Raw genomic sequence first — 20,060 nt, 5'->3', positions numbered from 1 at the left:
ACCCGGCCGCGGCCGAGGAGCGGGTGAAGGCGGTCCTGCCGCCCAAGCCCGCCAAAGCCGACAAGGACGGTCCTGAGCGCAAATGCGTGCTGACCGGCGGCAAGGCCGATCGCGCTTCGCTGATCCGGCTGGCGTTGTCGCCGGAAGGCGAGGTGCTTCCCGATGTACGCGCCAAGGCTCCCGGCCGCGGCGCCTGGATCGGCGTCGATCGCGCCGAGCTGCAGCGCGCGCTGGATAGCGGCAAGCTGAAGTCGGCGCTGTTCCGCGCTTTCCGCCGTCGCGACCTGACGCTCGCTGCCGACCTTCCCGAGCAGATCGAACGCGGCCTCGAACGCGCCGCTCTCGACCGGCTGGGCCTCGAGGCGCGGGCAAGCACGATCGTCACCGGCGGCGAGCGGATCGAGGCCGCGGCGCGCGCCGGCAAGGTGCTGCTGCTGCTCCACGCCGCCGATGCCGGCGACGACGGCAACCGCAAGCTCGATCAGGCGCTCCGCGTCGGCAAGGATGCCGAAGGAACGGGCCTCAAGGGTCTCGTAATTGCGGCTCCGCGCACCATATTGTCGTCTGCCCTGGGCCGCGAGAATGTGGTACATGTCGCGGTGACCGACCCAGGGGCAGCCCGGCGAGTGGGCGATGCGCTTGCCCGCTGGCACGGGTTTATCGGATTTGGTTCAGGCGAACAGCCTTGCGAAACGCAGTCGCAAGGTTCAATCGCCGCTGCTGCGTCTGCGGACGGTGCGGCAAAAGCTGCGAATGAAGGGCTGACGACGGTTCATGAGTGATATCGACAACAAGGAAAAGCCGAAGCTGGGCGCACGGGCTCCTCTGGGCCTGAAGCGCACGGTCGAGACCGGCAAGGTCAAGCAGAGCTTCAGCCACGGCCGCTCGAACACCGTCGTCGTCGAGGTCAAGCGCCGCCGGGTGCTCGGCCGCCCCGGCGAAGGGGAACCGACGCCGACGCCCGAACCGGAAGTCGCGAAGGCTCCGGAGCCGGTCGCCGCGCCGGCCGCTCCCGCGCGCCCTGCGCCGGCGCCGGAATCCAGCCGCCCGATGACGCCGCTCGAGCGCCGCGAACAGCAGGCCCGCCTGTTGCGCGAGGCCGAGGAAGCGCGCATGGCCGCGCTGGAAGAAACGCGCCGCCGTGAGGAGCAGGCTCGTTCGCAGGCGACCGAGGAAGAGCGCCGCCGCGCCGAAGACAATCGCAAGGCCGAGGAAGAAGCCCGCCGTCAGGCCGAGGAAGCCGCGCAGCGCGCAGCCGAAGAGGCCCGCAAGGCCGCCGAAGCGCCGACGCCAGCCGCCGCTCCCGAGCCGGTCGAACAAACGGCTGAGGAGCGTCCCGCCTCGACCGGTCCTGCGCCGCGCCGGTTCACGCCGGTCCAGGCTCCGCGCCGTCCCGAGCCGCCGGCCCGTCCGGCGCGTCCCGGCCCGCGCAGCGGCGACGACCGCCGCCAGTCGGGCAAGCTGACCGTCACCCGCGCCCTGTCGGACGACGAAGGCGCCCGCGCCCGTTCGCTCGCCGCGCTGAAGCGTGCGCGCGAGAAGGAAAAGCGCGCCCATATGTCGGGCTTCGGCCAGCCCCAGGCGAAGCAGGTTCGCGACGTCGTGGTGCCCGAAGCGATCACCGTCGGCGAGCTTGCCAACCGCATGGCCGAGCGCGGCGCCGACCTCGTGAAGGCGCTGTTCAAGATGGGCATGCCCGTCACGATGACCCAGACCATCGACCAGGACACGGCTGAGCTGCTGGTCACCGAGTTCGGGCACCGCATCAAGCGCGTGTCGGAATCGGACGTCGATATCCAGTCGACCGAGGACGTCGATGCACCTGAGTCCCTGAAGCCCCGTCCGCCCGTCGTCACGATCATGGGTCACGTCGATCACGGCAAGACGTCGCTGCTCGACGCCCTGCGCGGAACCGACGTGGTCAAGGGCGAGGCCGGCGGCATCACCCAGCATATCGGCGCCTATCAGGTGACGATGAAGTCGGGCGACAAGATCACGTTCCTCGACACGCCAGGCCACGAAGCGTTTAGCGAAATGCGCGCCCGCGGCGCCAACGTCACCGACATCGTAGTGCTGGTGGTGGCGGCCGATGACGGCCTGCGCCCGCAAACGATCGAGGCGATCAACCACACCAAGGCGGCCGGCGTGCCGATGATCGTGGCGATCAACAAGATCGACAAGCACGAAGCCAATCCGCAAAAGGTCCGCGAGGAGCTGCTGCAGCACGAAGTCGTCGTCGAACAGATGGGCGGCGACGTGCAGGACGTCGAAGTCTCCGCACTCAAGCGCCAGAACCTCGACGAGCTGATCGAGAAGATCCAGCTCCAGGCCGAGTTGCTCGAGCTCAAAGCCAATCCTGACCGTCCGGCCGAAGGCACGGTGGTCGAGGCGCAACTCGACAAGGGCCGTGGCCCGGTCGCGACGATCCTGGTCGGCCGCGGCACGCTGCGCGTCGGCGACATCTTCGTGGTCGGCGCCGAGAGCGGCAAGGTGCGCGCGCTGGTCGATGACAAGGGCCGCAACGTCAAGGAAGCGGGCCCGTCCACTCCGGTCGAAGTGCTCGGCATCTCGGGCGTTCCGGGCGCCGGCGACCAGCTCACCGTGGTCGAGAACGAAGCGCGCGCCCGCGAGGTCGCCGCCTATCGCGCCGGCGTGATCCAGCAAAAGCGCACGACCTCGGCTCCGGCTTCGTTGGAATCGATGTTCTCGGCGCTCCGCGACAAGCAGGCGATCGAATATCCGGTCGTGGTCAAGGCCGACACGCAAGGCTCGGTCGAAGCCATTGTCGGCGCCCTCAACAAGATCGGCACGGAAGACATCCGCGTCCGCATCCTGCATTCGGGGGTCGGCGGCATCACCGAAAGCGACGTGATCCTGGCCTCGGCCTCCAAGGCGCCGATCATCGGCTTCAACGTCCGCGCGAACGCCAAGGCGCGCGAGATCGCGAATCGGGACGGCGTGGCGCTGAAATATTACGACGTGATCTATCACCTGACCGACGAGATCCGCGCCGGCATGGCCGGCCAGCTCGGTCCGGAATCGATCGAGCATGTCGTGGGCCGGGCGGAAGTGCGCGAAGTGTTCAGCGCGGGCAAGCACGGCAAGGCAGCCGGCCTGCTCGTCACCGAAGGCTTTATCCGCAAGGCGCTCCGCGCGCGCATCACGCGTGCCGACGTCATTATCTACAACGGCTCGATCGCCTCGCTCCGCCGCTTCAAGGACGATGTCCCCGAAGTGCGCGCGGGCCTGGAATGCGGCGTGACCTTTGAGGGCCATACCGACATCAAGCCGGGCGACTATCTCGAGACGTTCGAAGTCGAACTCCGCGAACGGACGCTTTGATCACCTCCCCCTCCCGCTTGCGGGAGGGGGTCGGGGGGTGGGCCCCGGCGTAGGATTAATTCAGGCCAGGCCCACCCCCGGCCCCTCCCGCGCGCGGGAGGGGAGAAGAATGCGCCACAACGCCACTCCCGAAACCCGGTCCGTCCGCCTGCTCCGCGTCGGTGAACAGGTGCGGCATGTGCTGTCGGACGTCCTGATGCGCGGCGACGTGCACGATCCGGTGCTGGCCTCGCACAGCGTGTCGGTGACCGAAGTGCGGATGTCGCCGGACCTGCGCCACGCCACGGTGTTCGTGAAGCCGCTGCTCGGCGCCGACGAGCGCGAGGTGATCGACGCGCTGAAGCGCAACGTCAAATATCTGCGCGGCGAGGTCGCCAAGCGCGTGAACCTCAAATTCTCCGCCCAGCTCAAATTTCTGCCCGACGAAAGCTTCGACGAAGCCAGTCACATCGACGCCCTGCTCCGCCGCCCGGAAGTGGCGCGCGACTTGAGCGTAGACGAAGAATAACCGTCACCCCGGACTTAAGCCGCGGTCCCGCTACTTCTTTCCTAGCGCGACGCCGGGGCAAGTCCGACATGACGCCCAGGCCTGTCCTACACGCTCCCGCCTGTGCCACACTCCCGCACACTCGCCAGCGCCGCAGGAATCCTCATGCCGCTTTCACCATTCGTCGCCCGATCTCCACGGCTCGACCAATAGGAAAATCCGCCCAAGCCTTTGGTTCGGCATCCAAATCCCGGATAAGTTCACGAAAAAGGCGCTTCACCCCGGGAACATTGTGAACTTAAGCGCCCGGCCGCTTGCCTGACCGCCGAAAAGCGGCAGAGTGCCGGCCTTCAAGATCGAAAAGAGGCTGCCAATGCTCCGTCGTCTGGCTTTCCTGCCGTTGCTCGCGCTTTCCCTTCCCGCCCTCGCCCAAACCACTCCGGCCGAAGGACCCAACCGCGCCTTCACCGGGCGCGACCTGTTCGGGCTCGAATGGGCGAGCGATCCGCAGATCAGCCCCGACGGCACGCAGATCGCCTATGCGCGGCGCGCCAACGACATCATGATCGACCGCGCCCGCTCGACCATCTGGCTGGTCGACACGCGCACCGGCGCGCAGTCGCCGCTGGTCGCGGGCGCCGGCTCGCACTCCAGCCCGCGCTGGTCGCCGGACGGCAAGCGCCTGGCCTATGTGTCGAGCGGTGAAGGCGGCGCGCCGCAGCTCTTCGTGCGCTGGATGGCGACGGGCCAGACCGCGCGGATTACCGGACTGCCCGACAGCCCGAGCGCGCTCGCCTGGTCGCCGGACGGCCGCCGCATCGCCTATCTGATGCGCGTGCCCGGCGAAGCGCCGAAGCTTGGGCAAGCGCCGGGCCAGAAGCCCGAAGGCGCGCAATGGGCGCCGCCGCTCGAAGTCATCACCTCGGTCCAGTACCGGACCGACGAAGGCGGCTATAACAAGACCGGCTTCGACCACATCTTCGTCGTCTCGTCGGACGGCGGCGCGCCGCGCCAGCTCACATTCGGCCAGATCGACGATGGCGGCCCGCTGAGCTGGTCGCCGGACGGCAGGACGCTCTATTTCAGCACCAACCGCCGCGCCGATTGGGAGCGCGAGCCGCTCGACAGCGAAGTCTATGCGTTGAACGTCGACACCGGCGCGGTGACGGCGCTCACCGATAGGCGCGGGCCGGATCGCGGCGCGGTCGTGTCGCCCGATGGACGCCACATCGCCTATATCGGCTTCGAGGACAAACGGCTCGGCTACCAGAATGCCCGCCTCTCGGTGATGGACGCCGACGGCCGCAACGCGCGCATCCTGACCGGCGCCCTCGACCGCAGCATCGGGAGCGCGCGCTGGGCCGGCAACAATGCGCTGATCGTCCAGTATGACGATGTCGGCCTCACCAAGCTGGCGCGCGTCGGACTCGACGGCCGCGTGACCCCGCTCGCCAGCGACCTTGCCGGCTCCGAGATCGACCGGCCCTATACCGGCGGCGCGTTCAGCGTGTCGAACGACGGCACGGTGGCCTATACCGCCGGCACCGCGCAGCGCCCGCCCGATGTCGCCCTCTGGCGCGGCGGCGAGCGCAAGCTGACGCGGCTCAACGAGGATTGGCTCGGCGCCAAGACCCTCGCCGGCGTCGCGCCGCTCTCGGTGACCGCGCCGGACGGCCGCAAGGTCGACGCCTGGCTGATGACGCCGCCCAACCCCGCGCCCGGCGGCAAATATCCGATGATCCTCGAAATCCATGGCGGCCCGTTCTCCGCCTATGGCCCGCATTTTTCGACCGACGATCAGCTCTACGCCACCGCCGGCTATGCTGTGCTCTACGTCAACCCGCGCGGCTCGACCTCCTATGGCGAGGAGTTCGCGAACCTTATCCACCACAAATATCCGGGCGACGACTATGGCGACCTGATGGCCGCGGTCGATGCCGCCATCGCCGGCGGCACGGTCGATCCGAACAATCTGTTCGTGACCGGCGGCTCGGGCGGCGGCGTGCTGACGGCATGGATCGTCGGCAAGACCGACCGATTCAAGGCGGCCGCGACGCAGAAGCCGGTGATCGACTGGGCGAGCTTCGCGCTCACCGCCGACAATCCGGCCTATTTCTCGCGCTACTGGTTCGGCTCCTACCCGTGGGAGGACTACCAGTCCTTCTGGGCGCGCTCGCCTCTCTCGCTGGTCGGCAATGTGAAAACGCCGACGCTCGTCGTGGTCGGCTCGGAGGATTACCGCACGCCCGACAGCGAGGCCGAGCAATATTATGCGGCGCTGCAGCTGCGCGGCGTGCCCACCGCGTTCGTGAAAGTGCCGGGCGCGGGCCACGGCACGATCGCGGCGCGGCCCTCGCAATCGGCGGCCAAGGCGTCGGCGATCCTGGCCTGGTTCGACCGGTATCGCGCCAAATAGGAGGCGAGTTGGCCCGCCCCTTCGTTCCTGCTATGTTCCGCTGGCGAATCGACTCAGGGAGGATCGAATGGCGGACCAACTGACCTTCTACACGCACCCCATGTCGCGGGGCCGGATCGTGCGCTGGATGCTGGAGGAAGTCGGCCAGCCCTATGAGACGGTGTTGCTCGACTATGCTTCGTCAATGAAGGCGTCCGACTATCTGGCGATCAACCCGATGGGCAAGGTGCCCGCGATCAAGCATGGCGATGTCGTGGTCACCGAATGCGCGGCGATCTGCACTTATCTGGCCGATGCGTTTCCGGACAAGGGATTGTCGCCCCTGCCCGGAAGCCCGGAACGCGGCGCCTTTTATCGATGGATGTTCTTCGCCGCCGGACCGGTCGAGACGGCGGCGCTGGTCAAGGCGGTGAATGCGGAGGTTCCCGCCGATCGCCAGGCCATGGCCGGCTATGGTACGCATGCGACCGTGGCCGACGTGCTGGAAAAGCTGGTCACGCAAAATGACTATGTGCTTGGCAACCGGTTCAGCGCGGTGGATGTCTATCTCGGCTCTCAGATCGGCTGGGGCACGCAGTTCGGCACGATCGAGAAACGCGCCGGCTTCGACGCCTATCTCGCCCGCATCATGAGCCGCCCCGCAGCACTCCGCGCCCGCGAGATCGACGACAAGGCGATGGCGGCGTGAACTACCCGCCCCTCCCCTTCCGGGGAGGGGTTGGGGTGGGGCTGTCCATCCTCACAAGAGTCTTTTGGGCGAGCAGACGCTCGCCCCACCCCCTTTCCCCTCCCCTGAACGAGAGGGGCTTGCATCCCGGCTCACCAAACCTTGATGCGCTGATCCGGCGCCAGATAATATTTGCTCCCCGGCTTTACATCGAACGCCGCGTACCAGGCGTCGAGATTGCGGACGACATAAGGCCGCCAATTGCCCGGCGTGTGCGGGTCGGTGGTCAGAAGCTGGAGCAGGATCGGCTCGCGATACTTTGCGCGATAGATTTGCGCGTAGCCGAGGAAGAAGCGCTGGTCGCCGGTGAAGCCGTCGATCACCGGCGCCGGCTTGCCCGCCAGCGAGATCTTGTAGGCGTCATAGGCGACGTTGAGGCCGGCCAGATCGGCCATGTTCTCGCCAAGCGTCAGCTCGCCGTTCACATGCTTGCCCGGCAGCGGCTCATAGCCACCATATTGGGCGACGACGCGGTCGGTATAGGCCTTGAAGCGCGTCGCGTCCTCGGCGGTCCACCAGTCGGCGAGCTTGCCGGTCTTGTCGAACTTGCGGCCCTGATCGTCGAAATGGTGGCTGAGCTCGTGCCCGATCACGGCGCCGATGCCGCCATAATTCACCGCGTCGTCGGCGTTGGGATCGAAGAAGGGCGGCTGCAGAATCGCGGCCGGGAACACCACTTCGTTCATCAGCGGGTTGGCGTAGGCGTTGACCGTCATCGGCGTCATGCCCCACTCGCCGCGATCGACCGCCTTGCCGATCTTGTCGAGGTTGCGCTGGTATTCGAAACGCGTGGCCCGGTCGGCATTGCCGAACGCGTCGCCGGCGCGGATCTCCAGCTTCGAATAATCGCGCCACTTGTCCGGATAGCCGATCTTCGGCGTGAACGCGGCGAGCTTCAGCCGCGCCTGCGCCTTGGTCTCGGGCGCCATCCATTCGAGCTTCTGCAGGCGCAGGTCCATTGCCGCGATCAGGTTCTTGACGAGCTGGTCGGCTTTGGCCTTCGCCTCGGGCGGGAAATATTTGGCGACGTAGAGCTGGCCGACGGCCTCGCCCATGCCGCCGTTGACCATGTCGACGCCGCGCTTCCAGCGCGCCTTCAGCTCGGGCGTGCCGGCAAGCGCCGTGCCCTTGAACGCGAAGTCCTCGGCGACGAACGCCTTGGGCAGCACCGGCGCCGCGTTCGAAAGCGCGTGATAGGTCAGATAATCCTTCCACACCGCGAGCGGCTCGGACGCGATCAGCGCCGCCGTGCCCGTCACCGCGCTCGGCTGCGCGACGATGACCTGCGCCTGGGTCACGCCCGCCGCCTTCAGGTACGGCGCCCAGTCCAGGCCCGGCATTTTGGTGGCCAGCTCGGCCGTGGCGACAGGATTGTACAGCTTCTCGATCTGCCGCGATTGGGCGCGGGTCCAATGCGTCTTCGCGATCTTGGTCTCGAGATCGAAGATGCGCTGTGCCCTGGCGTCGGCATCGGCGATCCCGGCAAGCCTCAGCATCGCCGCGACATGCGCCTTGTACTTGGCGCGCGCCTCGACGAATTTCGGGTTGCTGTCGTCGAGATAATAGTCGCGGTCCGGCAGCCCGAGCCCGCCCTGGCCGACATAGATCGCGTATTGCGTGTTGTCCTTCAGATCCTGCTCGACCTGCACGCCGATCGGAACGGTGACGCCGCTGCGGTTGGCATCGCCCATCCAGGCGGCCAGCTCCGCGGGCGATTTCAAGGCCGCGATTGCGTCGAGTTGCGGTTTGACCGGCGCCAGGCCCTTCGCCTCGATCGTCGCTTCGTCCATGAAGCTCGCGTACATGTCGCCGACCTTCTGGCCGTTGCTGCCCGGCGCGCCCTTGCTCGCCGCGGCCTGTTCGATCACTGCGCGGGTGCGCTCGTCGGACAGGTTGCGCAGGATCGCGAAGCCGCCCCAGCTCGAGCGGTCCGACGGGATGGCGGTCGCTTCGTCCCATTTGCCGTTGGCGAATTTGTAGAAGTCGTCGCCCGGCGCGACCGCCTTGTTCATGCCGGTCGCGTCATAGCCGAAGTCGCCGAGCTGCGGCTTGCCCGCCGCGAACGCCGCGCTAGCGGACAGCGCCAGCGCTGCTGCGCCGAGCAGAATGCGTGATTTCATGTGTACAGTCCCCGACTCGCAAAAAAGATGTGAGAGGTTAACGGTTTAGAGCCGCACCGCAATGCGAAGGGCCGACACTCGTCGGCGCGTGTCTGCCGTTTGTCGATCAGCGCTGGACCGGTCAGTCCACCGCCGCCGGCAAACGCAGCCGGACGAGCAGTCCGCCCAGGTCTTCGCTCTCTTCCAGCGAGACCGTGCCGCCATAGATTTCGGCGACGTCGCGCACGATCGCGAGGCCGAGCCCGGTGCCGGGCTTCGACGTGTCGAGCCGCGCACCACGGTCAAATATGTGCTGGCGCTGCTCTTCGGGAATGCCGGTACCGTCGTCCTCGATCAGGAACTCGACCGCGCCTGCCTCTCCCATCACGGTCACGAACACGCTGCCGCCGCCATATTTGGCCGCATTCTCGATAAGGTTGCCGAGCAATTCGTCCAGGTCCTGCCGTTCGACGCGCACGGACAGGTCCTTCGGCCCGGCAATGTCGATGCGCACGTCGGGATAGAGCCGGCCGACTGCCCGCTCCACCGCTTCCAGGCTCGGCCACACTTCCGCACGGCTGTGCGCATGTCCACGCCGGCCGACGGCGCGGGCGCGGGCAAGATGGTGATCGACCTGCCGCCGCATCGTCGTCGCCTCGCGGCAGACGGTGTCGGGCAAGTCTTCGGCATTGGCCGTCGCCGCATTCATGATGACGGTCAGCGGCGTCTTCAGCGCGTGGGCGAGGTTGCCCGCGTGCCGCCGCGCTTCCTCGGCCTGGGTCTCGTTATGCTCGATCAGCGCGTTCAGCTCGTCGACCATCGGCGCGAGCTCGTTCGGCAGCGGCTCGTCGACGCGCGTGGCGACCCCGGAACGCATGCGCGCGATCGCCTTGCGCACTTTCCGCAAGGGAAGCAGCCCGTAATAGGTCTGCAGCGCGGCAAGCGCGATCAGGCCAATCCCGAGCAACGCGAAGCTGCGGACCAGCGTCCGGCGCAGAATGGTGATCTGGCTGTCCAGCGCCTCGCGGCTCTGCGCCACCTGGAAACGCCAGCGCACCGGCGAGCCGGGCAGGATGACGTCGCGCTCCAGGACGCGCAGCGGCTCGTCCCCGAATTCCTTGCTGTCGTAGGTGTGGACCTCGACGTCCTTGTGCTTCTGCTTGACCTGCAGCGAGCGGTCCCAGAGCGAGCGCGAGCGGAACGGTTCGAAATCGGGCCCGCTGATCTGGTAATAAAGGCCGGAGTTCGGCTCGAGGAACCGCTGGTCCCCAAGCGGGCGGTTGAGAAGCACTTCGCCGCCCGGGCCGATTTCGGCCGAGGCGACCATCGCGGTCAGCACATAGTTCAGCGAATCGTCGAAATTGCGCGTGACGGCATTCGACAGCACGCGGTCGAGCGCCAGCCCGCCGCCCAGCAGCAGCAGCGTGATCCACGCCCCGGCAATCAGGATCATCCGCCGGCTGAGCGAGCCGGTGGAGCGTTTCTTGGGTTTGGCGGTGTCGGCTTCGCTCAAATTGTCCGCCCTCCCCGTTCGGCCTGAGCTTGTCGAAGGCCTCCCTTCTCTTTGCCCGTCGAACGAAAGAAAGGGAGGGCTTCGACAAGCTCAGCCCAAACCGGACTCATAGGGCTCAAGCCGCGTTAGGATCTTCGAGGCTGTAGCCGAGGCCGCGAATGGTGGTGATCACGTCCTGGCCGAGCTTCTTGCGGATGCGCGTCACGAACACTTCGATCGTGTTCGAATCGCGGTCGAAATCCTGATCGTAAATATGTTCGATCAGCTCGGTCCGGCTCACCACCTTGCCCTTGTGGTGCATCAGGTAGCTGAGCAGCTTGTACTCCTGCGCGGTCAGCTTCACCGGCTCGCCGGCGAGCGTGACCTTGCCCGAGCGCGTGTCGAGGCGAACGTCGCCCGCGATCAGCTCGGAACTGGCATTGCCCGAGGCGCGGCGGATCAGCGCGCGCAACCGCGCGATCAGCTCTTCGGACTGGAACGGCTTGGCGAGATAATCGTCAGCGCCGGCGTCGAGGCCCGCGACCTTGTCCGACCAGCTATCCCGCGCGGTCAGCACCAGCACGGGCATCACCCGCCCTTCCTTCCGCCAGCGATCGAGCACGGTCAGGCCGTCGATCTCGGGAAGCCCCAGATCGAGCACGACCGCGTCATAAGTCTCGCTCGCACCCAGGAAGTGGCCGTCCTCGCCATCGGTCGCGAGATCGACGGCATAGCCGGCCCCTTCCAGCGTCTTGCGAAGCTGGGCGCCAAGATTGGGTTCGTCTTCGACGATCAAAACGCGCATTCAAATCCCCTCAAAAGCCCGAACGGCCGATAACGGAACCGGTCCTTGCATCGACATCGACCCACGTGACCGCGCCGCCGCGCATGAACTTCAGCCGGTAAACGCCGCCATCATATTCCGGCCCCAGATAGGTAGAGCCGCGCATCTGCGGGAGGACACGGTCCTCGATCTCACGCAACGAAAGCACGCGGCCCGACTGGCGCGCCTGGTACGCCTGATACTGATCGCCGCGCCGCTGCGCCGAAGCCGGCGCGGCCAACGCAAGCGCCATCAGGGCGACAGAAACGATACGCGTCATCAAGATCATGGGCATAGCGCCTAGGGGAGGCGCTTTGAATAGCCCATGAATGTTCAGGTTAAGGACCGTTCAGGGTGACGCCGCGAACGAAGCCCCCTATCTGGCCGCCATGTCCGCACCCGTTCTCGCTTATGAAGACCTGGGCCTCGTGCAAGGCTCGGGCTGGCTGTTCCGCAATCTCGACATCTATATCGGCGAGCGCGATCGGCTCGCGCTGATCGGCCGCAACGGGGCTGGCAAGACCACGCTGTTGAAGCTGCTCGCCGATCGCATCGAGGCGGACGAAGGGCGGCGGACGATCGTGCCCGGCACCAACGTCGTGCTGCTGGAGCAGGAGCCGAAGCTCGAAGGATTCGCGACGCTCAGGGATTTCGCGGTCTCCGGCGCCGACGCGCCGGCGGTGCACGAGGTGGAAGCGATCGCCGACCAGATCGGGCTCGATCTGTCGCGTCCCGCCACCACCGCGTCCGGCGGCGAACGACGCCGCGCGGCGATTGCACGCGCCCTCGCGCAGAACCCCGACGTGCTGCTGCTCGACGAGCCGACCAACCACCTCGACCTTGCCGCGATCGAATGGCTGGAGAATTGGCTCAACCGCTACACCGGCGCGTTCGTGGTCATCAGCCACGACCGCACGTTCCTGACGCGCCTGACCCGTTCGACGCTTTGGCTCGACCGCGGCAGCCTCCGCCGTGCGGAGGTCGGCTTCGGCGGCTTCGAGGCGTGGCAGGAGAAAATCTATGCCGAGGAAGCGCGCGCAGCGGAAAAGCTCGACGCGAAGCTGAAGCTGGAACTGCACTGGCTGCAGCGCGGCGTGACGGCCCGGCGGCGACGCAACCAGGGCCGGCTAGAAAAGCTCAACCAGATGCGCGCCCAGCGCGCGGCGATGCTGGGTCCCGCCGGCGCGGCCAAGCTCGGCATCCAGGCGGACGACGTCCGCACCAAGTCGGTCATCACCGCCGAGCACGTCACCAAGCGCTATGGCGACCGCACGATCATCAAGGACTTCAGCCTGCGCATTCAGCGCGGCGACCGGATCGGCATCGTCGGCGCGAACGGCGCCGGCAAGACGACGCTGCTGAAACTGCTGACCGGCGAGCTGGCGCCCGACGAGGGCAGCGTCACGCTCGCCAAGACGCTCGACGGCGTCATCATCGACCAGCAGCGGAGCCTCCTCGCGCCCGAAAAGCGCGTCCGCGACGTGCTCGCGGACGGCGGCGACTGGATCGAGGTGCGCGGCGCCAAGAAGCACATCCAGGGTTACCTCAAGGAATTCCTGTTCGATCCGGGCCTGGCCGACGCACGGGTCGGCACGCTGTCCGGCGGCGAGCGGTCGCGCCTGCTGCTCGCCCGCGAATTCGCGCGACGCTCCAACCTGCTGGTGCTCGACGAGCCGACCAACGATCTCGACCTCGAGACGCTCGACCTGCTGCAGGAAGTCATCGCCGATTACGAAGGCACGGTGCTGATCGTCAGCCACGACCGCGACTTCCTCGACCGCACGGTGACCGTCACGCTCGGCCTCGACGGCAGCGGCAAGGTCGACATCATCGCCGGCGGCTATGCGGATTGGGAGCGCAAGCGCTCCCCCCTCCCGCGTGCGGGAGGGGCTGGGGGTGGGAAAGGTGAAAAACGCGGAGCCAAACAAGCCGTCCCCACCCCAAACCCCTCCCGCGAGCGGGAGGGGAACAGGAAACTCTCCTACAAGGATCAGCGCGACTACGACCTGCTGCCGAAGCGCATCGAGGAAATCGAAGCCGCGATCGCCCGCGACGAAGCGGCGCTCGCCGATCCCGATCTCTACACAAGCGACCCGAACCGCTTCGCCACACTCACCGCGCAGATCGAAAAGGCCCGCGCCGAAAAGGACGCCGCCGAACACCGCTGGCTGGAACTGGCGGAAATGGTGGAAGCACTGGCATCCTAGTCCCCCTCCCGCTTGCGGGAGGGGTTAGGGGAGGGAATGTTCCCACCTGCGCCATTGCTTTAGGACAAGCCCTCCCCCGGCCCCTCCCGCAAGCGGGAGGGGAGAACAACTCAAACCATCCCCTTCGTCCGCTCCCGAATGCGCTGTTCCAAGATCGTCAGCGGCATCGCGCCTTCCTTCAGCACTTCGTGGAAGTGCTTGATGTCGAACTTCGGCCCCAGCGTTTTCTGCGCTTCCTCGCGCGCGCGGGTCCACGCCATGTGGCCGACCTTGTAACTGCACGCCTGGCCCATCTGGGTGCAATAGCGCTCCACTTCGCGCTGCGATCGCGGCCGCGCGAAGCCGGTGGTCTGGACCATATAGTCGGTCGCCTGCTCGCGGCTCCAGCGCTTCGTATGGATGCCGGTGTCGACCACCAGCCGCGCCGCGCGGAACAGGAAGGACTGGAGATAACCAGCGCGCTCCAGCGGCGTCTTGTAGGCGTCGAGCTCATTGGCGAGCTGCTCGGCATACAACGCCCAGCCTTCCGAATAGGCCGAGAAGAAGCCGAGCTTGCGAAGCGTCGGGATATCCTTGGATTCCTGCGCGATGCTGATCTGCAGGTGATGGCCCGGCACGCCTTCGTGATAGGTGAGCGCGGGCAGCGAGTATTTCGGCCAGTCGCCGACGTCCTTCAGGTTGATGAAGTAGATCGCCGGCCGCGAGCCGTCCAATGCCGCGCGGTTGTAATAGCCGTTTGACGCGCCGTCCTGAATCTCCGGTGGCACGCGCCGGATCTCGAGCGGCTGGCCGGGCAGCGTCGCGAACGCGCGCGGCAGCCGCGTGTACATGTCCTTCACGCCCGCGTTCAGGCTGGCGATCAGCGCCGCGCGGCCTTCGTCCGTGTTCGGGTAGAGCTGGTCCGGTGCGACGTTGAGCTGCGCCAGCCGCGCGCCGACGCTGCCCTTGGTATAGCCCTGCGCCTGTAGGATCTTGTCGAGCTGCGCGCTGATGTCAGCGACCTGATCGAGCCCCATCTGGTGCACCTGCTCGGGCGGCATGTCGGTGGTCGTCGCCTGACGGAGCGCGGCGGCATAGATCGCATCGCCTTGCGGCAGCCGCCATGCGCCGTCGCCAGGCTTGGTGGTCGGGCGGAGCTGTTTGATCAGCGTGATCTGCCGGTCGAGCGCCGGATAGACCTTGCCCGAGACGATCGCAGCCGCACGGCGCTGCCAGTCGCCGGCGATGTTCGCCGCCTTGGCGCGGGTCACCAGCGACTGCACCATCGTCGACTGCTCGGCGGGCTGCCCGCGCAGCTTCATCATCTGGACGAGCGTCAGATCGAGCGACCAGCCCGGGGCCAGGAAGCCGCGCGCAGCCTGCGCCCGCTGGTCCTCGCTTTCCTCGTCGAGCACGCGCGCGAACGCTTCGAGGCGCGATAGATAGGCTTCGCAATCCTCGACCGTGCGGATCGTGTGCGCGGTGTTCAGGAAATCGGGCGTGCTGAAATAGGCGCCACCCTGCTGAAAGATCGGATAGGGCCGCTGCGTCGAATCGATGCCGAACTTCACAGGCGCGACAAGCTGCGTGTTCAACGAATAGCGCACCACGTCGAGATTGAGCTGCGCGCTCGGCGACAGGGTCGCGCGGTCGATCTTGTCGAGCTGGGCCAGCGCGCCCTGGATACGCCGCGCCTGCCGGTCGCGCTCCGCGGCCGTGGCAGGCGAGAGCTTGCCTTTCAACGCTGCAAGCGGCCCCTTGTCGAGACCCAGCGACGTGGCGAGCTCCGGCGAGTCCGCCACCGCTTCCTGGAAGATGCGCTCGAACAGCGCGTTCAGCGCGGCGTCGCCGGCTTGCGCGAACAACTCGGCCGGAACCAAGGCGATGCCGGCTGCGGCAATGCCCGAAGTGGTGAGAAAAGTGCGGCGATCCATCGTCATCCCTTTGATGTGTTTGGCCGCCCGTTTAGCGCCGCGCCCGCGCCTCACCAGCCCCGTTCGACGAACGACAGGCAACCGCGCCCGGTGTCGGTCGTTCTGCTCCAAGAACGAGGAGGACAGGCATGGAAATCACGAAGGCGCTGCACACCGATCACATGGAGCTGAAAAAGCTGATCAAGGCGGTGAACAAGAGCGAGGATGGCGAGGAGCGGAGGCGGTTGTTCACCCAGTTCGCCGAGCTGCTCACCAAGCACTCAAAGGCCGAGGAAAAAGTGGTCTATGACGCCCTGATCGCGACCGGCGAAGAGGAAGAGGAGGAAGCCGGGCACGAAGGCTATACCGAGCACATGCTCGCCGACACTTTGCTAGCCAAGCTGAAGGCCGGCGCCGACCCGATGTCGCCCGAATGGTCGGCCGAAGCCAAAGTGATGATGGAAATCCTGGAACACCACATCAAGGAGGAAGAGGACGAGATCTTTGCCCAAGTGAAGGAAGATTTCGACACCTCCGAACGCAAGGAAATGGGCGACGCCTTCGAAGCGCAGAAGGAAATGGTGAAGGCGTAAGCCTCTCCCCTCCCGCTCGCGGGAGGGGCTGGGGGAGGGCTTGTCCTGACAAATCGGAGGGCGATGACATTCCCTCCCCTAACCCCTCCCGCAAGCGGAAGGGGAATTAGAGCCTCCGCCCCGCCCTCCCCGCCAGCTCCGTCACATAATGCCAGGCGACCCGGCCGGAGCGCGCGCCGCGTTGGGTCGCCCATTGCACCGCGTCCGCTGGATCGAAAGCCAGCCCATGCACATCGGCATAGCGCTGGACGATCGCCAGGTACGTGTCCTGATCCATCGCATGGAAACCGAGCGTCAGGCCAAAGCGATCCGCGAGCGCTAGCCGGTCGTCGACCACGTCGCGCGGATTGATCGCACTGTCCTGCTCGGCGATGTCGCGCGCAACGATGTGGCGGCGATTGGACGTGACGTGCAGCCGCGCATTGGCCGGCCGTGCCTCCGCGCCGCCTTCCAGCAGCGAGCGCAGCGCCCGCGTCTCGGGTCCGCCCGCCTCGAAGCCGATATCGTCGATGAACAGGATGAAGGCGCGGCCTGCGCCCTCCACCTGCGCGAACAGCGCCGGCAGCGTTTCCAGGCGGTCGGCCGCGACATCGACCAGCGCCAGGTCCAGTCCCTCGCCGCGCACCGTGCCAACCACGGATTTGACCGAAGCCGACTTGCCCGTGCCCTTGGCGCCCCACAGCAGCACGTCGTGCGCCGCATGCCCGCGCGCCAGCCGTCTGGCATTGTCGAGCAGCACGGCCTTCTGCGCGTCGATCCCGGTCAGCAAGTCGAGCGGCAGCGGCGCAAAGTGATGCGCCTCGACCAGCCCGGCGCCGCGCCACAGATAGGCAGGCGCCGTGCGCGGATCGGCGGATTTCGGCGGCGGCGGCGCGATCCGCTCCAACGCGGCGGCGATGCGGGCGATGTCGTCGCTCATTCCGCTGCGCATAGCGGCGAACTGCGCGCCTTTCCAATCGCTCCCGACGCGCTAGAAACCGCGCCATGTCCGATCTGATCACACCAGTCATTCTCTCCGGCGGCTCCGGCACGCGTTTGTGGCCGCTGTCGCTCCCCGAAAGGCCGAAGCAATTACTCAGCATCGGCAGCGACCGCTCCATGCTACAGGAAACGGCGCTCCGCACCCGCGACCACACCCGCTTCGCGCCGCCGATCGTGGTCGCCAACCTCGCCCATGCCGAAGCCATCGAGGCGCAGCTTGCCGATGTCGATTGTGCGCCCGGCGCGCTGGTCTTGGAGCCGGCCGGCCGCAATACCGCGCCTGCGATCGCGCTCGCGGCGCTCGCGGCCGCGCCCGACGCGCTGCTGCTTGTCATGCCCAGCGATCACACCATCTGGCGCGTGAACGCTTTCCTCGACGCCGTGCTTCGGGCGGCGCCGCTCGCCCGCGACGGCTGGCTGGTCACCTTCGGGATCGAGCCCGAACATCCCGAGACCGGCTTCGGCTATATCAAGCTCGGCGAGCCGCTTTCCGACGGCGTGCACCAGGTCGAGCGTTTCGTGGAAAAGCCGCCGCTGGTCGAGGCTCAGCGGATGCTCCGCGACGGCGGCTATGCCTGGAACGGCGGCATCTTCATGTTCCGCGCCGGCGCTTATCTCGACGCATTGGCGAAGCACGCGCCTGAGATCCTCAGTCCGGTCAAAGAAGCAGTTCAGACCGCTCGTCGCGACGGCGCCCGCATTCTTCCCGACGCCCGGCGTTTCGCCGACAGCCCTTCGGACTCGATCGACTATGCCGTGATGGAAAAGGCGGACCGCGTCGCCATTGTTCCAGTCTCGATGGACTGGTCGGATGTGGGCAGTTGGGACGCCGTGCACGCGCTCGGCCCGCACGACGAAGACGGCACGGTCGCGCTCGGCGATGTGGTCGCGCTCGACACCTCCAATTGCCTGGTCCGCAGCGACGGCCCGACCATCGCGACCTTAGGCGTCTCCGACCTCATCGTGGTCGCGACCGGCAGGCACGTCCTCGTCCTTCCCCGCGGCCGCAGCCAGGAGGTCAAACGCCTCCTGGAAGCGGTGAAGGAGCGGGATACCGATTAACGCGGCGGCGGTGGCGGCTCGATCGTGGGCCCCAAATTCCGCATCACTTCGCGCGCGTCGAAATCGCGTGCGTTGCGCGGGGTCCCCTTGAACATGACGATCTCGGCCGAGGCTTCGAACCGGTCGATCGTGGTCACGTCGAGACTGTCCGCCCAGAACGGGTCGTAGCCCCACGGATCCCAGGACCGCCAGCCGAAGCGGCCCCCATAGTAGCGCCAGCTCGGCCCCCAATAGCCCCAGGGGCCGGCCCCGAACGGCCGCGGCGTCGTCTGCACGCTGGTCTCGCGGTCGGTATTCCGGTCGACCATCGTAAAACCGTCATAGCCCTGCTGCACGGTCAGCTCGGCGGCGCGGTAGAGCAGATAGTTCTCCACCCGCTGGCGCGACGTGAACTGGTTGCCCGAGAACATGACGCGGAACCGGTTCTGCTCGATCCGTTGCTCGGAGAAGCCGCCGCGCACGCCCGTCGGTGCGCCGAGCGGTTGATAGGGCGTCGGCGTCGCGCAACCCGCCAACAAGGCGGCGGTGGCGAGCGCGGCAAAGGTAAGGCGTTTCATTTGCGCGACCTTTCGTTTCTCTCTTGCGACAACACCGGTGCTCGCCCCCTGTTCCCGGGCAATCAGTTGCATGTGAAAACCCTCTTTCCCTCGGGGCCGGCCAATGGCACTCTCCGCATCAAACAGAGCCGATTCAGGAGACGGATGATGGCGACTCTCGCGCAGCCCCGGCCGGAGGAGTTCACCGACCCGTTGGATGTCAGCCGCGCCGACCTCTATGTCGAGGACAAGTGGCAGGAGCCGTTCCGCCGGCTCCGCGCAGAAGCGCCGGTCCATTACTGCAAGGACTCAGCGTTCGGCCCCTATTGGTCGGTCTCATCCTACAAGCCGATCGTCCATGTCGAGGCGCTGCCGGAGATTTTCTCGTCCGAAGCAGGCGGCATCACTTTGGCCGACCGGTTCGAAGACGATTACAAAATGCCGATGTTCATCGCCCGCGACCGGCCGGTGCACACCGGCCAGCGCCGCACGGTCGCGCCGGCCTTCGGCCCCAGCGAAATCGCGCGCATGGGCGAGGACGTCCGCCGCCGCACGGTCGAGATTCTAGATGAGCTGCCCTGGGGCGAGACGTTCGACTGGGTCGACCGCGTGTCGATCGAACTCACCACCCAGATGCTGGCGATCCTGTTCGACTTCCCGTGGGAAGACCGGCGGAAGCTGACCTTCTGGTCCGATTGGGCCGGCGATATCGAGCTCGTCCATGACGAGGCCAGCCGGCAGGAACGGCTCGGCCACATGTTCGAGTGCATGACCTACTTCAGGAAGCTCTGGGACGCGAAGGTGGACAAGGAGCCGACGCCCGACCTCATCTCGATGATGATCCATTCCGAAGCCATGTCGAACATGGACGATCACGAATTCATCGGGAACCTGATCCTGCTGATCGTCGGCGGCAACGACACCACCCGTAACTCGATGTCCGGCGCGATCTACGGCCTCAACCAGTTCGCCGATGAGCGGACCAAGCTCGAACAGAATCCCGGCCTGATCCCGAACGCGGTGCAGGAAATCATCCGCTGGCAGACCCCGCTCGCGCATATGCGCCGCACCGCCACGCAGGATACCGAGCTGGAAGGCCAGCAGATCAAGGCTGGCGACAAGCTCGCGCTCTGGTACATCTCCGCCAACCGCGACGAGAGCGTGTTCCCGAACGCCGACAAGCTGATCGTCGATCGCGAGAATGCGCGTCGGCACCTCGCCTTCGGTTACGGCATCCACCGCTGCGTCGGCGCGCGTCTCGCCGAGCTGCAGATCCAGGTGTTGCTCGAGGAAATGGCGAAGCGCAGGATGCGCGTCGAGGTGATGGAAGAGCCGGTGCGCGTGCGCGCCTGCTTCGTTCACGGCTATCGCAAAATGCCGGTGCGGATCGTAAAATACTGAAA

The 20,060-nt window shown here is 66.6% G+C and carries 16 protein-coding genes; 9 read left to right on the top strand and 7 right to left on the bottom strand.

Annotation, left to right across the window (positions count from 1 at the left end):
- The first annotated feature begins 23 nt into the window (after positions 1 to 23).
- The 5 genes from ACFSCW_RS01375 to ACFSCW_RS01355 all read left to right on the top strand — a co-directional run bounded on the left by ACFSCW_RS01375 (position 24) and on the right by ACFSCW_RS01355 (position 6,933).
- Positions 24 to 782 (top strand): DUF448 domain-containing protein, encoded by a 759-nt coding sequence (locus tag ACFSCW_RS01375; RefSeq protein ID WP_380889975.1) that lies wholly within the window; start codon positions 24 to 26, stop codon positions 780 to 782.
- Positions 775 to 3,342 (top strand): translation initiation factor IF-2, encoded by a 2,568-nt coding sequence (infB, locus tag ACFSCW_RS01370; protein ID WP_380886119.1) that lies wholly within the window; start codon positions 775 to 777, stop codon positions 3,340 to 3,342. Before ACFSCW_RS01375 ends, infB begins: the two co-directional genes overlap by 8 nt.
- A 109-nt stretch (positions 3,343 to 3,451) precedes the next feature.
- A complete protein-coding gene (gene rbfA, locus ACFSCW_RS01365) occupies positions 3,452 to 3,850 on the top strand; it encodes a 30S ribosome-binding factor RbfA (protein WP_380886117.1) in 399 nt (132 codons plus the stop codon).
- Between the two features lie 352 nt (positions 3,851 to 4,202).
- Positions 4,203 to 6,245 (top strand): prolyl oligopeptidase family serine peptidase, encoded by a 2,043-nt coding sequence (locus tag ACFSCW_RS01360; protein ID WP_380886115.1) that lies wholly within the window; start codon positions 4,203 to 4,205, stop codon positions 6,243 to 6,245.
- 67 nt (positions 6,246 to 6,312) lie between these two features.
- Positions 6,313 to 6,933 carry a glutathione S-transferase family protein gene (locus tag ACFSCW_RS01355; protein ID WP_380886113.1) on the top strand — a complete coding sequence of 207 codons (621 nt, stop codon included), beginning with the start codon at positions 6,313 to 6,315 and terminating at the stop codon, positions 6,931 to 6,933.
- 131 nt (positions 6,934 to 7,064) lie between these two features.
- Here the strand turns inward: ACFSCW_RS01355 and ACFSCW_RS01350 are convergent, their stop codons facing one another.
- The 4 genes from ACFSCW_RS01350 to ACFSCW_RS01335 all read right to left on the bottom strand — a co-directional run bounded on the left by ACFSCW_RS01350 (position 7,065) and on the right by ACFSCW_RS01335 (position 11,666).
- A complete protein-coding gene (locus ACFSCW_RS01350) occupies positions 7,065 to 9,092 on the bottom strand; it encodes a M13 family metallopeptidase (RefSeq protein WP_380886111.1) in 2,028 nt (675 codons plus the stop codon).
- 121 nt (positions 9,093 to 9,213) lie between these two features.
- Positions 9,214 to 10,524, bottom strand: coding sequence for a sensor histidine kinase (locus ACFSCW_RS01345; protein WP_380889973.1), 1,311 nt, complete (start codon positions 10,522 to 10,524; stop codon positions 9,214 to 9,216).
- Between the two features lie 175 nt (positions 10,525 to 10,699).
- Positions 10,700 to 11,368: a response regulator transcription factor gene (locus tag ACFSCW_RS01340; protein WP_380886109.1), complete on the bottom strand. Its 669-nt coding sequence runs from the start codon at positions 11,366 to 11,368 to the stop codon at positions 10,700 to 10,702.
- A 10-nt stretch (positions 11,369 to 11,378) separates the two neighbouring features.
- Positions 11,379 to 11,666 (bottom strand): PepSY domain-containing protein, encoded by a 288-nt coding sequence (locus tag ACFSCW_RS01335; protein WP_380886107.1) that lies wholly within the window; start codon positions 11,664 to 11,666, stop codon positions 11,379 to 11,381.
- Positions 11,667 to 11,775: 109 nt separating this feature from the next.
- Between ACFSCW_RS01335 and ACFSCW_RS01330 the strand changes: the two genes are divergently transcribed.
- Positions 11,776 to 13,593: an ABC-F family ATP-binding cassette domain-containing protein gene (locus ACFSCW_RS01330; RefSeq protein WP_380889970.1), complete on the top strand. Its 1,818-nt coding sequence runs from the start codon at positions 11,776 to 11,778 to the stop codon at positions 13,591 to 13,593.
- 110 nt (positions 13,594 to 13,703) lie between these two features.
- On the opposite strand, the gene ACFSCW_RS01325 is transcribed toward ACFSCW_RS01330, so the two are convergent.
- Positions 13,704 to 15,506: a DUF885 domain-containing protein gene (locus ACFSCW_RS01325; protein ID WP_380886105.1), complete on the bottom strand. Its 1,803-nt coding sequence runs from the start codon at positions 15,504 to 15,506 to the stop codon at positions 13,704 to 13,706.
- A 128-nt stretch (positions 15,507 to 15,634) separates the two neighbouring features.
- Between ACFSCW_RS01325 and ACFSCW_RS01320 the strand changes: the two genes are divergently transcribed.
- On the top strand, positions 15,635 to 16,078 hold the full coding sequence (locus ACFSCW_RS01320; protein WP_380886103.1) for a hemerythrin domain-containing protein: 444 nt from the start codon (positions 15,635 to 15,637) through the stop codon (positions 16,076 to 16,078).
- Positions 16,079 to 16,184: 106 nt separating this feature from the next.
- On the opposite strand, the gene ACFSCW_RS01315 is transcribed toward ACFSCW_RS01320, so the two are convergent.
- Entirely contained in the window at positions 16,185 to 16,997 is an 813-nt protein-coding gene (locus ACFSCW_RS01315; protein ID WP_380886101.1) for an ATP-binding protein, read from the bottom strand.
- Between the two features lie 65 nt (positions 16,998 to 17,062).
- Here ACFSCW_RS01315 and ACFSCW_RS01310 point away from each other — a divergent pair, with 65 nt between their 5' ends.
- The gene (locus ACFSCW_RS01310) at positions 17,063 to 18,121 is read left to right on the top strand and encodes a mannose-1-phosphate guanylyltransferase/mannose-6-phosphate isomerase (RefSeq protein ID WP_380886099.1); all 1,059 of its coding nucleotides are present in this window, start codon (positions 17,063 to 17,065) and stop codon (positions 18,119 to 18,121) included.
- Here the strand turns inward: ACFSCW_RS01310 and ACFSCW_RS01305 are convergent.
- On the bottom strand, positions 18,118 to 18,678 hold the full coding sequence (locus ACFSCW_RS01305; protein WP_380886097.1) for a CC0125/CC1285 family lipoprotein: 561 nt from the start codon (positions 18,676 to 18,678) through the stop codon (positions 18,118 to 18,120). The genes ACFSCW_RS01310 and ACFSCW_RS01305 overlap by 4 nt on opposite strands.
- A gap of 147 nt (positions 18,679 to 18,825) precedes the next feature.
- Between ACFSCW_RS01305 and ACFSCW_RS01300 the strand changes: the two genes are divergently transcribed.
- Positions 18,826 to 20,058, top strand: coding sequence for a cytochrome P450 (locus ACFSCW_RS01300; protein WP_380886095.1), 1,233 nt, complete (start codon positions 18,826 to 18,828; stop codon positions 20,056 to 20,058).
- Positions 20,059 to 20,060 lie beyond the last annotated feature (2 nt).

Origin of the sequence: Sphingomonas tabacisoli (assembly GCF_042678385.1) — a bacterium.
Taxonomy (GTDB): Bacteria; Pseudomonadota; Alphaproteobacteria; order Sphingomonadales; family Sphingomonadaceae; genus Sphingomonas_B; species Sphingomonas_B tabacisoli.
The sequence above is the reverse complement of the archived record's forward strand: the minus strand, read 5'-3'. Positions and strand labels throughout refer to the sequence as shown.